The organism is Vibrio sp. Vb2131, from assembly GCF_033338535.1.
Classification (GTDB): Bacteria; Pseudomonadota; Gammaproteobacteria; order Enterobacterales; family Vibrionaceae; genus Vibrio; species Vibrio alginolyticus.
This window is the reverse complement of sequence record NZ_JAWOSW010000007.1, coordinates 193,096-205,774: the sequence shown is the minus strand read 5'-3', so window position 1 is coordinate 205,774 and position 12,679 is coordinate 193,096. Positions and strand designations below refer to the sequence as shown.

Genomic DNA, 12,679 nt, shown 5'->3' with positions numbered 1-12,679 from the left:
CTTTAAAATACAAAACGCCCGATGAAGTACATCGAGCGTTTTAGTTAAAAAGTGTCAACCCATATCAGGACGGGTCATCAAGCTGAGTGGAAGGTCAAAAAGTGTTACTGACGGGAAGTGTAGAGCCTCGAGAAGCTGCATTAGGCGTAGATATCATTACTCATTAGATAGTTGCTGCAGAGCTGAGCTTTTCGAATGTCATATCACCAACGCAGAAGTTCTCCTTAACTTGCTTAAGTAACCCAACAAGTGAAATTACACCGCCTCATCAATGAAATCTAAACCTGTTAGATCTTCTGAGAAACCGATACCTGTCAGCTTATGTTCGGTCACTAATTCTCGAAGTATATCTGTACAGAATAGGTTTACGGGGCCTTCCTCTACTGACTTGAAGATATATTTATCTTGAGTATCTTCTTCGTCGAAGACTAGTGTCTCCAATCCTATCAATTCACCGTATTCAACTTTGGGAATCGTTAACTGTTTGTTCTCTCTTGCGAATGTCAGTGCTGTATAGAAATACCAAGTTTCACTACCTACATTGATCGGCAAAAACTCTCCACATGTCGACAACTTGTTATGTAAGTAATTGAATGCTTTGGGTGAAAATATGAGGAATGTATTACACCAAATACTTATATCTGGAGTTTCCGAATCTTTCTTGAGAACATCTGCAAACTCCGAATTAACCTTACCCCATATCGGTTGGAGTGATGAATTGTGCGAAGGTTGATGCAGTATGTCTCTTACAAGCTCAAAGTCACCTAATTGTTCAGCTAGGTCACTAGGCAATAATGAAAGAGTTTTAAACTTAGCAGGATCTTCTGTGATTCTATAAACAGTCATGAGCCATTCCAACTTACATCTTTTTTCTGAGTAATCTTTGAAGGGTATTCTCCATCCTTCAGCTCATTTTAATCCTATTTAATTGAGCTACTACCATCTGTTTTGTCATACCACCAGTCACAAATATTCTTGCGATCCAGTTCTCATAGTTAAATCGATGTATTGAACAGTGTGCCGGTGATTTTGGGTCAACCCAATTCAAGTCGTTGTTCTTTTTGAAGTTAATCATCCAGACCCCATTTCTTGGATCATTTATACTTATTTGGTGCATGTGCAGCTCAAGTCGAGCTGCCTGAATTGCTGTTTGTTTGAACCGACCTTTTCCTGGAATAATGTGGTGGGCTTACGAATATTCTGGACCGGGTTAATTGCCAGGCCGATCCCCCACTCTTTAATCGCAATGTTGTACAGGTGACTGAGCAGGGCCAGGTCAATGTGCACGGTGTTAGGTGAGCGTGGCTTAGGGGCCGGGTTACCTCTGGCGTCGCAACTATCCAGGCCAGCTAACCGGTCGTCTCGATACTTGGCAATGATTTCGGGCGTCAGGGCGGCCAGGGAGTATTTTCCCAGGGCTTTGATGAGCGGTTTGGAATGTCTCGCGTCACAGGCAGCGGTCGCCGGTCGTTTGGTAGGTGAGATTTCTGCCAGGTAGCGTTTTAATGCTTCTTCAATGGTGAGGCGTTCAGACGAGGAACGTTTGATGTAGACGCCACGTACAATTTCATCTTCGGTACGTCTTGCCCAATCCTCTGCATCGCGTTTGAGACGAAAAGTTTTAGACGTCGTCGGCCAGCCAGTTTTTCGAATAACGGCTTTCCAGGTACCAGAAGAGGTTTTAACTAAAGTTGCCATGTGAGTACTCCCGAATGCGTACTGTACTGATTTTGTACCTCGGGACGGAATAAAAGGCAACATTCAAAGAAGGGTAAGCGAAGTGCTTGATTTGAATGGTGGCCCCTCGCAGACTTGAACTGCGGACCAATCGATTATGAGTCGACTGCTCTAACCACTGAGCTAAGGGGCCTTAATAGGACAACGATTATAGGGGAAGCGTTGCAAGGTGTCTAGATACCAACTAGGGCAATTGCGCTTAGTTTTTATCCACTTAGAACAGTAGATAATAAAAAAGGTGACCTAAAGTCACCTTTTTTGATTTCTAAAAGCTTGTATGCGCTGCGATTATTCGTCTAGGAAGCTGCGCAGAGTCTCTGAGCGGCTTGGATGGCGAAGTTTACGTAGTGCTTTTGCTTCGATCTGACGGATACGCTCACGAGTAACGTCGAACTGCTTACCAACTTCTTCTAGAGTATGGTCAGTGTTCATGTCAATACCAAAACGCATACGAAGTACTTTCGCTTCACGTGGCGTTAGACCTGCAAGCACGTCTTTTGTTGCCACCTTAAGGCTAGTTGCAGTTGCAGAATCTAGCGGAAGTTCTAGCGTTGTATCTTCGATAAAATCACCTAGATGCGAATCTTCGTCGTCACCGATTGGTGTCTCCATTGAGATAGGCTCTTTAGCGATTTTTAGAACTTTACGAATCTTGTCTTCTGGCATTTGCATACGCTCTGCCAGTTCTTCCGGTAGCGGCTCGCGACCCATCTCTTGCAACATTTGACGAGAAATACGGTTTAGCTTGTTGATCGTTTCGATCATGTGTACCGGGATACGAATCGTACGTGCTTGGTCCGCGATTGAACGAGTGATTGCCTGACGGATCCACCACGTTGCGTAAGTCGAGAACTTGTAACCACGACGATATTCGAACTTATCTACCGCTTTCATCAGACCGATGTTACCTTCTTGGATCAGATCCAAGAACTGTAGGCCACGGTTGGTGTATTTCTTCGCGATAGAAATTACAAGACGCAAGTTCGCTTCAACCATCTCTTTCTTCGCACGGCGAGCTTTTGCTTCACCGATAGACATACGACGGCTGATGTCTTTAATGTTCTGTACGTTTAGAGAAGTCTCTTCTTCAATCATTTTTAGCTTAGCGATTGAACGACGGATTTCTTCTTCGTTACGTTTGATCTTTTCAGCGTATGGCTTGTCTGAAGCAAGAACTTCATCCAGCCAAGCTTCACTTGATTCATTACCAGTGAACAGCGCGATGAATGATTTCTTCGGCATTTTGCCGTATTCAACCACTGACTTCATGATCAGACGCTCTTGAGTACGAACGCGATCCATAGCAGTACGCAGTTCATTCACTAGGTGATCAAACTGTTTAGGCGTTAGACGAAACTCGCGGAATACGTCTAGCATCATTTCATTAGCAACGGTTGCTTTCGGGCTGTTATAGCCGTATTCGTTGATTGCTAATTGAAGATTTTGATAGGTGCTGCGTAGTTGGTTGAATTTCTCTAGCGCTAATTCAGGATCGATACCTACATCTTCTTCAGAATCATCTGAATCGTCATCGCTATCTTCGTCGTCATCAACGTCTTCATCGTCTTCTTCTTCTAACTGAGATTCAGTCAGTTCAGAACCGATGTGTGTTGCCGTTGGTGCAGCGGTGTCGTCAGCATCTGGATCTACAAAACCTGAAATTAGGTCTGTAAGACGTAGTTCTTCAGCCTGAACTTTGTCAAATTGCTCAAGAATGTACGGAATTGTGCCTGGGTATTCAGCAACAGACGATTGAACTTGGTTAATACCTTCTTCAATACGTTTTGCGATGTCGATTTCGCCTTCGCGAGTTAGAAGTTCGACAGTACCCATCTCACGCATGTACATACGTACTGGGTCTGTTGTACGACCAATCTCACTCTCTACGCTAGAAAGTGCAGCGGCTGCAGCTTCGGCTGCATCTTCATCGGTAATATTTGTGTCATCGTTCAGTGCTAAATCATCAGCATCAGGAGCAGTTTCTACTACCTTAATGCCCATGTCGTTGATCATCTGAATGATGTCTTCTACCTGTTCTGAATCTACGATTTCAGCAGGTAGGTGGTCATTTACTTCGGCGTAGGTCAGATAGCCTTGTTCCTTGCCTTTAATAACAAGTGACTTTAGCTGTGACTGCGGATTGTGATCCATAGACGGTATCCAACTTCGTAATCTGGTGAAGGAATCAGTATGCGAAATGCAAACCACTTACTATAACAAATTAAATCGTTGCTGACTAATTAAACAGGGTTACGCTTTTAAATCTAGCATAAGTGCTAGCAGCTCCCTTTTCTCTTCGGCTGATAAACCGACACTTCTTGCTTTGGCCTGCAGGTTTTCAATTTGTTTTTCTACGCACTGGGCAATAATTTTATCCAGTGAGTCTAAAAAGATTTCTTCTTGGTTGTCCTCATCGAGTGGAATGTCCCAACTCGCGAGACGAGACAGAAGGGTCTCATTTTGGCTGTTTCGCCAATGCTCTAATAATTGGCCTGTGTTGATATGGGGATGCGCTTGGCATTTATCAAGTACATCAACAAATAAACTTAGACCAGGAATGGGCAAATCTCTAACGCTAGTTAGATCTGGCACCATACTTACGTATTGTGGGTTTTGAATCAGTAACGCGATCACTTCTCGCATCGGCGTTCGCTTGATTTCTTTATGAGGTTGAGGCCTTTTATCCTCTTTACCTTGTTTTGAAATTAGCTGCTGTAGTTGGCGCTCATCAACCAAACCCAAACGGCGGCCAAGCAATTCTCTCAAGTATAGTCTTAAAGTGCCGCCAGGGACTTTATCAATGAGAGGAACCGCAAGAGTACTCAGTTTTGCCATGCCTTCTTTCGTGCTCATATCGACCTGCTGAGTCAATGAGCTGAACATGAATTCAGACAAGGGCATCGCATTAGACACTTGCTGCTCAAATGCTTGTTTTCCGTTTTGTCGGATATAAGAGTCGGGATCTTCTCCATCCGGCAAAAACATGAATTTTAACTGGCGACCATCAGTTAGGTAAGGCAATGCATTTTCCATGGCACGCCACGCGGCTTCACGGCCTGCGCGGTCACCGTCATAACAACACACGACGGTGCTTGTTTGCCTGAATAACACTTGCAAGTGATCGCCCGTTGTCGAGGTTCCTAATGAGGCAACGGAATAATCTATGCCATATTGAGCAAGCGCGACAACATCCATATAGCCTTCAACCACTAAAATTTGTGGTGGCTCACGATACGCTTGTAGTACTTCATAAAGGCCATACAACTCTTTACCTTTATGAAATATCGGGGTTTCGGGTGAGTTGAGATATTTTGGTGTCCCATCACCTAATACTCTACCACCAAAGCCTATTACTCGGCCGCGTCTGTCTCGAATAGGAAACATCACTCGACCACGGAATCGGTCGTAGCGGTTGCCTTTATCGTTTTCAATCAACATGCCGCCAGTGACGAGCATGTCTTGGTTTTCTTTATTCTGGCCAAAGTTCTTACGAACTAAATCCCATTCATCAGCCACATAGCCGATGCCAAACTTCTGGACGATTTCACCAGACAGGCCGCGATCTTTTAGATACTCAATCGCCACCTTACTTGCTGGCTGTTTGAGTTGGTTACGATAAAATTGAGCAATGCTGCCCATTAAGTCGTATAGGTTACGTTTTTCACTGCTGCTTGCTTGTGGGCCTGATTGAAACGAACCATTACCGCCACTACGTTGTTCGCGAGGAACATCTAAACCCAAGTATGAAGCGAGTTCTTCAATGGCTTCGACGAATTCTAGTCGGTCGAACTCCATCAAAAAATCGATGGCATTTCCATGCGCGCCACAACCAAAACAATGGTAGAACTGCTTTTCTTGACTGACACTGAATGAGGGTGTCTTTTCGTTGTGGAAAGGGCAGCATGCGCCGTAGTTTTTGCCTTTTTTCTTAAGTTTCACACGTGTGTCGATGATATCGACAATATCAAGTCGAGCTAGAAGGTCATCGATAAAACTGCGAGGGATGTGTCCAGCCATAAAACCTAACAAAAAAAAGAAGATGATGAGTGGAGTGAATGCCTTAAAAGAATGAGCGTATTGCCCATTGATTTCATTCCATCCATCCAGATACAAACAAGCCGTGCACTCCAAAGGATAGCACGGCTTGCTGCAATTGGGTGGGGTACCTTAAGCCAATTTAGCGCGAACTAAACCGCTTACTTTACCCATATCTGCACGCCCTTGAATTTGCGGTTTCAGAACGCCCATTACTTTGCCCATGTCTTGCATGCCAGCTGCGCCAGATTCAGCAATCGCGTTCTCGATGAGAGCCGCGACTTCTTCGTCTGTCAGTGGTTGAGGCATAAAGTCCTCAAGAACGGTAATTTCTGCTTGTTCCGCATCAGCAAGATCTTGACGACCCGCTGCTTCAAACTGCGCTACAGAGTCGCGACGTTGTTTAACCATCTTGGTCAATACTGCAAGAATGTCGTCATCGTTCAGAGTAATCTGTTCGTCAACTTCACGTTGCTTGATTGCTGATAGGGCTAAACGAATAGTACCAAGGCGCAATTTGTCCTTGGCTTTCATCGCTAATTTTTGCTCTTCTTTGAGTTGATCAATCAGAGCCATAACTAAATTCCTTTTGGAGCTCAGTTATTAGTACAGGCGAACGCGACGAGCGTTTTCGCGAGCTAGCTTCTTAGCGTGACGCTTTTGAGCTGCTGCTTTAGCGCGTTTGCGAACTGTAGTTGGTTTTTCGTAGTGCTCACGACGACGCACTTCAGAAAGGATACCTGCTTTTTCGCAAGAGCGCTTAAAACGACGTAGAGCAACGTCGAACGGTTCGTTTTCACGTACTTTAACTACTGGCATATGCCTTTCACCTCAGGGGTTATTCGTTAACGCTGGTATTCAACAGACCAAATCACAATTGTTAGGTCTCTTACCAGCTTGATCAAAAATGGTGCGGAATTTTAATCCGATCACAACTACTTTGTAAAGCCTTTTGTCGATTATTGTCTGTACAAAATTTGTTTGCAGCACCAAGGCGAGGTAATATGACGCCCAAATTTCCTCTATACAGAAAGCATACTGAGAAAACCATGCGCATTATTGGTATTGAAACCTCTTGTGACGAGACTGGCATCGCAATTTATGACGATGAAAACGGTCTCTTGTCACACAAGCTATACAGCCAAGTAAAACTGCACGCAGATTACGGCGGTGTGGTGCCTGAGTTGGCTTCACGTGACCACGTAAAGAAAACCATTCCTCTTATTAAAGAGGCACTAAAAGAAGCGAACTTAACTTCAAAAGACATCGATGGTGTCGCGTATACCGCGGGGCCTGGTCTTGTTGGGGCGCTATTAGTGGGTGCTACTATCGGTCGCAGTATTGCTTATGCTTGGGGAGTGCCAGCGGTACCTGTTCATCATATGGAAGGTCACCTATTGGCCCCAATGTTGGAAGATAACCCTCCACCGTTCCCGTTTGTGGCGGTATTAGTATCGGGCGGTCACTCTATGATGGTGGAAGTGAGAGGCATCGGTGAGTACAAAATTCTAGGTGAGTCGATTGATGATGCGGCGGGCGAAGCGTTTGATAAAACAGCGAAGCTAATGGGTTTGGATTACCCAGGCGGTCCACTATTATCTAAACTGGCGGAAAAAGGTACACCGGGCCGCTTTAAGTTCCCGCGCCCAATGACGAATGTGCCCGGTTTGGACATGAGTTTCTCTGGTCTAAAAACCTTTACGGCTAACACGATTGCTGCAAACGGTGATGACGAGCAAACTCGCGCGGACATCGCATTGGCATTTGAAGAAGCTGTGTGTGCTACGTTGGCTATTAAATGTAAGCGCGCGCTTGAGCAAACAGGCATGAAACGTATTGTTATTGCTGGTGGTGTGAGTGCTAACCGTCGTTTGCGAGCTGAGTTAGAGAAGTTAGCGAAGAAAGTTGGCGGCGAAGTTTACTACCCACGTACTGAGTTCTGCACAGATAACGGTGCTATGATCGCTTACGCAGGCATGCAGCGCTTGAAGAATGGCGAAGTGGCTGATATGTCAGTAGAGGCTCGTCCACGTTGGCCAATTGATCAACTAACACCTGTCGCTTAATCAAATTTATGCGGTAGGTTTGAAACCGGTTCTGTGTAATAAAGGTCTCTGCTCCTCAGAGGCCTTTATTTTTAATTATTCAATGAACCGCCTCGTTTTACATTCTGACTGATGCGATCAGTTCGCTATTGTTTCAGTGCTAGGATGACGTGGAAGAATAAGAAATGGATATAACAATGAATAAGTTTGAAATTGAAGGTCAGCAACTTGCTTATCTAGATAAAGGTGAGGGCCCAGTGCTTCTATTTGGTCATAGTTACCTTTGGGATAGCCAAATGTGGGCGCCGCAAGTTGAGGTTTTAAGCCAGTCATTCCGTTGTATTGTGCCAGATCTTTGGGCACATGGTGAATCGGACGCTGCACCTGCATCGACACAGTCATTGGCCGACTATGCACAACATATGTTGGCATTGATGGATCATTTAGATATCGAAGAGTTCTCGATAGTGGGCTTATCTGTTGGCGGCATGTGGGGAGCAGAGCTAACGGCTCAAGCGCCGCAACGTGTTAAGTCACTGGTATTGATGGATACCTTCATTGGCTGGGAGCCAGAAGTTACGTATAAGAAGTATTTTGCAATGCTTGATACCATCAGCCAAGTCCAAGCTGTGCCTGCGCCAATTATTGAAGCCGTTGTGCCGCTGTTCTTTGCCAACAACGTCAATCAGGATAACCCTGAACTTGTCGCTTCATTCAAACGCAGTTTAGAAGAGCTGAACGGTGAGCGTGCGGTGGAAGTCGCTCGCATAGGGCGCATGGTGTTTGGTCGCCGTGATGTGATTGAAGATTCGGAAAAATTCGCTCTGCCGACGTTAATTGCGGTGGGCTGTGAAGATAAGCCTCGCCCGGTTTTCGAATCGTATTTAATGAAAGACTGTATCACGGGCAGTGAGTTGGTAGAAATTCCGCAAGCGGGACACATCAGTTGTTTAGAACAGCCGGAGTTCGTCAACCAAATGTTGTTGAACTTCCTGAATCGAGTTCATGCGTAACCAATGCATCCCTCTTTAAACGAAAAACTCGGCATTAAGCCGAGTTTTTTTGTGTCAGTTTCTTCTCGCCGATTTTTGGCTCGTCGCCAGACAAAAGCCGACGAATATTTTGATGATGCTTAAATACGATTAAGCAACACAGCATAGCAACAGGTAACGTGTATTGCGGTTTAAACATCCAAGTATAAAACGGAGTGACCAAAACCGTGACGAGAGCCGCTAAGGATGAATAGCGGAATAGCGCGGCTACTGACAGCCAAGTTAACATCACCAATCCTGTTAAGTCCAAACCAATCGGAGCGATAGCGCCAAGCGCGGTTGCGACACCTTTTCCGCCTTTAAAGTGGAAAAAGATGGGGTACATGTGGCCAAGACAGGCAGCAATGGCGATGACGCCAAGAATGATAGGGTCGATACCAAGAAAGTATCCGCCCCACACGGGGATAGTGCCTTTGAGCATATCGCACAACAAGACTGAAACAGCGGCTCCTCGTCCGCCAATACGCAATACGTTCGTTGCTCCAGGATTGTTAGATCCCACACTGCGTGGGTCTGGCAGTTTTAAGAGTCGACAGATCAAAACCGCACTGGAAACCGAACCTAATAAATAGGCGGCCATTGTCATTATCAGTGCCAGTGCGTCCATAGAAGTCCTTGATGGATTGGAATTTAATGCTCGGTTCCCGCGTAGTTGCTATCATACCCCGAATTTACATAATGCAGAAATCCTCACTGTGATAGAGCTTGCATTATGTGATTTCTTGTATATAAAGATGCTTTCGCAGTTTATACCTAAGTAACATTGTGATGACCAAAGTAAATGTTACTTAGGTATAGAATACTACGATCAAATTACCCCTCACGGGTATCCGACCTCTGTAATAGAAGGACATAAGATGGCTCTGGATAAAGTTTTTATTGAACAGTTAGAAGTAATCACCACCATTGGCGTGTACGACTGGGAACAACAAATCAAACAAAAGTTGGTTCTGGACATTGAAATGGCACACGATAACAAGCCTGCGGGCAAAAGTGATGATGTGCAAGATGCACTGGATTATTCGCAGGTGAGTGAGGCGGTACTTAACCACGTTGAAAATGGTCGTTTCTTACTGGTCGAGCGCGTGGCTGAAGAAGTAGCAGAGCTTATCATGCTGCGTTTCTCAGTGCCTTGGGTGAAAATCCGCCTAGCGAAGCCTGGCGCCGTGCCACAAGCACGTGCTGTTGGTGTGGTGATTGAGCGAGGCCGAGCATGATCACCACCTATATCGGTGTTGGGACGAACGTAGAAAGAGAGCAACATGTGCTTGCTGCGTATCAGGAGCTGCAACGGCTTGGAAAAAATCTCCTCGTATCACCGATATATGAATGCGAACCTATTGGTTTTAGTAGCAATAATTTCTACAACTTTGTCGTTGCAATGCGTACCGAGTTGTCATTAGAAGAGTTGAGCCATCAACTACGCGAGATTGAATTTAAGTGGGGACGCGAAGAAAACGCGCAAAAGTATCAGGATCGAACACTGGATCTCGATATAGTGTTGTTCGGTGAGCGCGTCTCCAAGAAAAAACCTGAGCTACCTCGCAGTGATATCTACAAATATCCTTTTGTCACAAAGCCGTTGTATGATCTCGAACCGCAATTAGTGATCCCAGGCGATGGACGCACAGTCGCAGACATTTGGCATGCTATGCAGCCAGTCGATTCGCTCAAACCCGTTTCCTTTCATTTTTAATTTGAGTTGTTTACATGAGTTATTTTGAAGCCTTTATTTTGGCTCTGATTCAGGGGCTGACAGAGTTTTTGCCTATCTCAAGCTCTGCCCATTTGATCCTGCCTTCCGCTATTTTAGGATGGGAAGATCAAGGTCTGGCCTTTGATGTTGCTGTTCACGTCGGTACATTAATGGCTGTCGTGATCTATTTTCGTCATGAAGTAATCACTTTGTTTCAAGCGTTATTTGCTTCGATCTTTAAAGGAGATCGCAGTAAAGAAGCTAAATTGGCTTGGATGATCGTGATTGCGACGATTCCAGCTTGTGTGTTCGGCTTATTGATGAAAGACATCATTGAAGTGTATCTACGTAGCGCTTACGTTATCGCGACTACTACGATCGTATTTGGCCTGTTGCTATGGTGGGTAGACAAAAACGCTAAACTCGTTGCCGATGAATACCAAACGGGTTGGAAGAAAGCTGTATTTATCGGTATTGCTCAAGCCTTAGCGATGATTCCTGGAACTTCACGTTCAGGGGCGACCATAACAGCAGCGCTTTACCTTGGCTTTACTCGAGAAGCGGCTGCGCGCTTTTCATTTTTAATGTCGATCCCAATCATTACATTAGCTGGTAGCTACTTAGGCATGAAGTTAGTGACCAGTGGTGAACCTGTCCATGTTGGTTTCTTAATGACTGGCATTATCACATCGTTTATCAGTGCGTACATCTGTATCCACTTCTTCTTGAAGATGATTTCACGCATGGGCATGACACCGTTTGTGATTTACCGTCTCATTTTGGGCGTCGGTTTGTTCGCTTTTCTATTAAGTGCATAATTGATGTTAACGAAAAACGCCCGCGAAATCCGCGGGCGTTTTTGTTTGTTCGTTACTTCTTAAGTGCTGCTTTCACTGCTTCAATACGTCGTTTTTCTTGCTCGTCACGAATCGCAGGGCCTTTAAAGCCCTCTTTGATAATGGCTTGAACGTCAACTGCCGCTGCTGCTTGGTAGGCTTGCCTAAAAATATCCGCCTGTGGATATGGTTGCGTTTCCAGTCCTTTACGACCAGCGTGATCCGCTTGGCAGCAAAGCAAGATATCCTGTAGACGTTCGGACTTACGCCACACATCAAGTTTATTGAGTATTTTAATTATGGTTTGTGGTTTAAGTTCAGCCGCGCGATGAATATTGGAGTGCTGTTCGCACACCATCAAGGCTAAATCACGAAACTCATTTGGTACCCGGACACGTTCGCACAGCTTTTTGATCAGTTTTAATCCTGTATGGCAATGCATTTTGTGGCTTGGCCATTCGCTCTCTGGCGTCACGCCCTTACCCAAGTCATGCACTTGGGCGGCAAACCTGACGGGGAGTGAGTTACTCAATTTTGCGGCTTGCTCTGCCACCATCAAAGTATGGATGCCAGTATCGATTTCTGGATGCCACTTCTCAGGTTGAGGTACGCCAAATAGTGCATCAATTTCAGGTAACACCACGGTTAATGCACCACAGTCTCGTAGAACCGATAAGAAAATATCAGGGCGAGGAGTAGAGAGAGATTTATGCCATTCTTGCCAAACACGCTCGGGAGTCAGTGTGCTCAGCTCTCCGGACTCTGCCATGTGACGCATTAACCGCATGGTTTCGTCGGCAACCGTAAAGTTTAGATCAGCAAGCTTCGCTGCGAAGCGAGCGACACGTAAAACGCGTAGAGGGTCTTCAATAAAGGCGTCTGATACATGGCGTAGCAGTTTATCGTTGAGATCTTGCTGGCCACCATATGGGTCATGGATCGTGCCATCACTCTCCATTGCCATCGCGTTAATGGTTAAATCACGACGTATCAAATCTTCTTCTAAGGTGACGTTTTGATCGAAGAAACATTCAAAACCAGTGTAACCAGAACCTGACTTTCTCTCTGTTCGTGCAAGGGCATATTCTTCTTTACTTTTGGGATGCAGAAATACAGGAAAGTCTTTACCAACGGCGGTGTATCCTTGGGACAGCATCATCTCGGGCGTCGCGCCTACGACCACCCAGTCGTTGTCATAACTATCAATTCCGAGCAATTTATCTCGAACTGCGCCACCTACTAAATAAACTTGCACGAATTACCTCTTAATTTATGGAT

General features: G+C 45.3%; 14 protein-coding genes and 1 tRNA gene. 5 read left to right on the top strand and 10 right to left on the bottom strand.

Features of this window, described 5'->3' with window-relative positions; genetic code table 11:
• Positions 1-255 precede the first annotated feature (255 nt).
• The 8 genes from R7E38_RS10600 to rpsU all read right to left on the bottom strand — a co-directional run bounded on the left by R7E38_RS10600 (position 256) and on the right by rpsU (position 6,591).
• Positions 256-846, bottom strand: coding sequence for a hypothetical protein (locus tag R7E38_RS10600; RefSeq protein WP_064377420.1), 591 nt, complete (start codon positions 844-846; stop codon positions 256-258).
• Positions 847-904: 58 nt separating this feature from the next.
• On the bottom strand, positions 905-1,144 hold the full coding sequence (locus tag R7E38_RS23515; protein WP_411978674.1) for an AHH domain-containing protein: 240 nt from the start codon (positions 1,142-1,144) through the stop codon (positions 905-907).
• The gene (locus tag R7E38_RS10595) at positions 1,105-1,698 is read right to left on the bottom strand and encodes a hypothetical protein (protein WP_226083798.1); all 594 of its coding nucleotides are present in this window, start codon (positions 1,696-1,698) and stop codon (positions 1,105-1,107) included. Before R7E38_RS10595 ends, R7E38_RS23515 begins: the two co-directional genes overlap by 40 nt.
• 96 nt (positions 1,699-1,794) lie before the next feature.
• Positions 1,795-1,870 (bottom strand) — tRNA-Ile (locus R7E38_RS10590).
• 155 nt (positions 1,871-2,025) lie between these two features.
• Complete coding sequence (rpoD, locus tag R7E38_RS10585) at positions 2,026-3,888, bottom strand: RNA polymerase sigma factor RpoD (protein WP_005395986.1); 1,863 nt, start codon at positions 3,886-3,888, stop codon at positions 2,026-2,028.
• A gap of 99 nt (positions 3,889-3,987) precedes the next feature.
• Positions 3,988-5,754, bottom strand: a complete 1,767-nt coding sequence (dnaG, locus tag R7E38_RS10580) for a DNA primase (RefSeq protein WP_226083800.1) — start codon at positions 5,752-5,754, stop codon at positions 3,988-3,990.
• 150 nt (positions 5,755-5,904) lie between these two features.
• The gene (locus R7E38_RS10575; protein WP_005379720.1) at positions 5,905-6,348 is read right to left on the bottom strand and encodes a GatB/YqeY domain-containing protein; all 444 of its coding nucleotides are present in this window, start codon (positions 6,346-6,348) and stop codon (positions 5,905-5,907) included.
• 27 nt (positions 6,349-6,375) lie between these two features.
• Entirely contained in the window at positions 6,376-6,591 is a 216-nt protein-coding gene (gene rpsU, locus R7E38_RS10570; protein WP_001145625.1) for a 30S ribosomal protein S21, read from the bottom strand.
• A 230-nt stretch (positions 6,592-6,821) separates the two neighbouring features.
• Between rpsU and tsaD the strand changes: the two genes are divergently transcribed.
• Together tsaD and R7E38_RS10560 are read left to right on the top strand one after the other, a co-directional pair.
• Entirely contained in the window at positions 6,822-7,838 is a 1,017-nt protein-coding gene (gene tsaD, locus R7E38_RS10565) for a tRNA (adenosine(37)-N6)-threonylcarbamoyltransferase complex transferase subunit TsaD (RefSeq protein ID WP_005379854.1), read from the top strand.
• A gap of 176 nt (positions 7,839-8,014) precedes the next feature.
• Positions 8,015-8,830 carry an alpha/beta fold hydrolase gene (locus R7E38_RS10560; protein ID WP_017635973.1) on the top strand — a complete coding sequence of 272 codons (816 nt, stop codon included), beginning with the start codon at positions 8,015-8,017 and terminating at the stop codon, positions 8,828-8,830.
• Between the two features lie 34 nt (positions 8,831-8,864).
• On the opposite strand, the gene plsY is transcribed toward R7E38_RS10560, so the two are convergent.
• On the bottom strand, positions 8,865-9,476 hold the full coding sequence (gene plsY / locus R7E38_RS10555) for a glycerol-3-phosphate 1-O-acyltransferase PlsY (RefSeq protein ID WP_005379857.1): 612 nt from the start codon (positions 9,474-9,476) through the stop codon (positions 8,865-8,867).
• 250 nt (positions 9,477-9,726) lie between these two features.
• Here plsY and folB point away from each other — a divergent pair, with 250 nt between their 5' ends.
• From folB to R7E38_RS10540, 3 genes are read left to right on the top strand one after another with little or no spacing between them, the layout of a single operon-like run.
• Positions 9,727-10,086: a bifunctional dihydroneopterin aldolase/7,8-dihydroneopterin epimerase gene (folB, locus tag R7E38_RS10550; protein WP_025768390.1), complete on the top strand. Its 360-nt coding sequence runs from the start codon at positions 9,727-9,729 to the stop codon at positions 10,084-10,086.
• Positions 10,083-10,565, top strand: a complete 483-nt coding sequence (gene folK, locus R7E38_RS10545) for a 2-amino-4-hydroxy-6-hydroxymethyldihydropteridine diphosphokinase (RefSeq protein WP_025768391.1) — start codon at positions 10,083-10,085, stop codon at positions 10,563-10,565. Before folB ends, folK begins: the two co-directional genes overlap by 4 nt.
• Before the next feature lie 14 nt (positions 10,566-10,579).
• Positions 10,580-11,383, top strand: a complete 804-nt coding sequence (locus R7E38_RS10540) for an undecaprenyl-diphosphate phosphatase (protein ID WP_017820255.1) — start codon at positions 10,580-10,582, stop codon at positions 11,381-11,383.
• A gap of 52 nt (positions 11,384-11,435) precedes the next feature.
• Here the strand turns inward: R7E38_RS10540 and R7E38_RS10535 are convergent, their stop codons facing one another.
• Positions 11,436-12,656, bottom strand: a complete 1,221-nt coding sequence (locus R7E38_RS10535; RefSeq protein WP_005379907.1) for a multifunctional CCA addition/repair protein — start codon at positions 12,654-12,656, stop codon at positions 11,436-11,438.
• Positions 12,657-12,679 lie beyond the last annotated feature (23 nt).

Bases quoted from the DNA above. Each gene is read 5' to 3' on its own strand.
- folB (WP_025768390.1), top strand. From the start codon at position 9,727: ATGGCTCTGGATAAAGTTTTTATTGAACAGTTAGAAGTAATCACCACC.
- rpoD (WP_005395986.1), bottom strand. From the start codon at position 3,888: ATGGATCACAATCCGCAGTCACAGCTAAAGTCACTTGTTATTAAAGGC.
- rpsU (WP_001145625.1), bottom strand. From the start codon at position 6,591: ATGCCAGTAGTTAAAGTACGTGAAAACGAACCGTTCGACGTTGCTCTA.
- R7E38_RS10560 (WP_017635973.1), top strand. From the start codon at position 8,015: ATGAATAAGTTTGAAATTGAAGGTCAGCAACTTGCTTATCTAGATAAA.
- R7E38_RS10600 (WP_064377420.1), bottom strand. From the start codon at position 846: ATGACTGTTTATAGAATCACAGAAGATCCTGCTAAGTTTAAAACTCTT.
- R7E38_RS10575 (WP_005379720.1), bottom strand. From the start codon at position 6,348: ATGGCTCTGATTGATCAACTCAAAGAAGAGCAAAAATTAGCGATGAAA.
- plsY (WP_005379857.1), bottom strand. From the start codon at position 9,476: ATGGACGCACTGGCACTGATAATGACAATGGCCGCCTATTTATTAGGT.
- tsaD (WP_005379854.1), top strand. From the start codon at position 6,822: ATGCGCATTATTGGTATTGAAACCTCTTGTGACGAGACTGGCATCGCA.
- R7E38_RS10595 (WP_226083798.1), bottom strand. From the start codon at position 1,698: ATGGCAACTTTAGTTAAAACCTCTTCTGGTACCTGGAAAGCCGTTATT.
- dnaG (WP_226083800.1), bottom strand. From the start codon at position 5,754: ATGGCTGGACACATCCCTCGCAGTTTTATCGATGACCTTCTAGCTCGA.
- folK (WP_025768391.1), top strand. From the start codon at position 10,083: ATGATCACCACCTATATCGGTGTTGGGACGAACGTAGAAAGAGAGCAA.
- R7E38_RS10540 (WP_017820255.1), top strand. From the start codon at position 10,580: ATGAGTTATTTTGAAGCCTTTATTTTGGCTCTGATTCAGGGGCTGACA.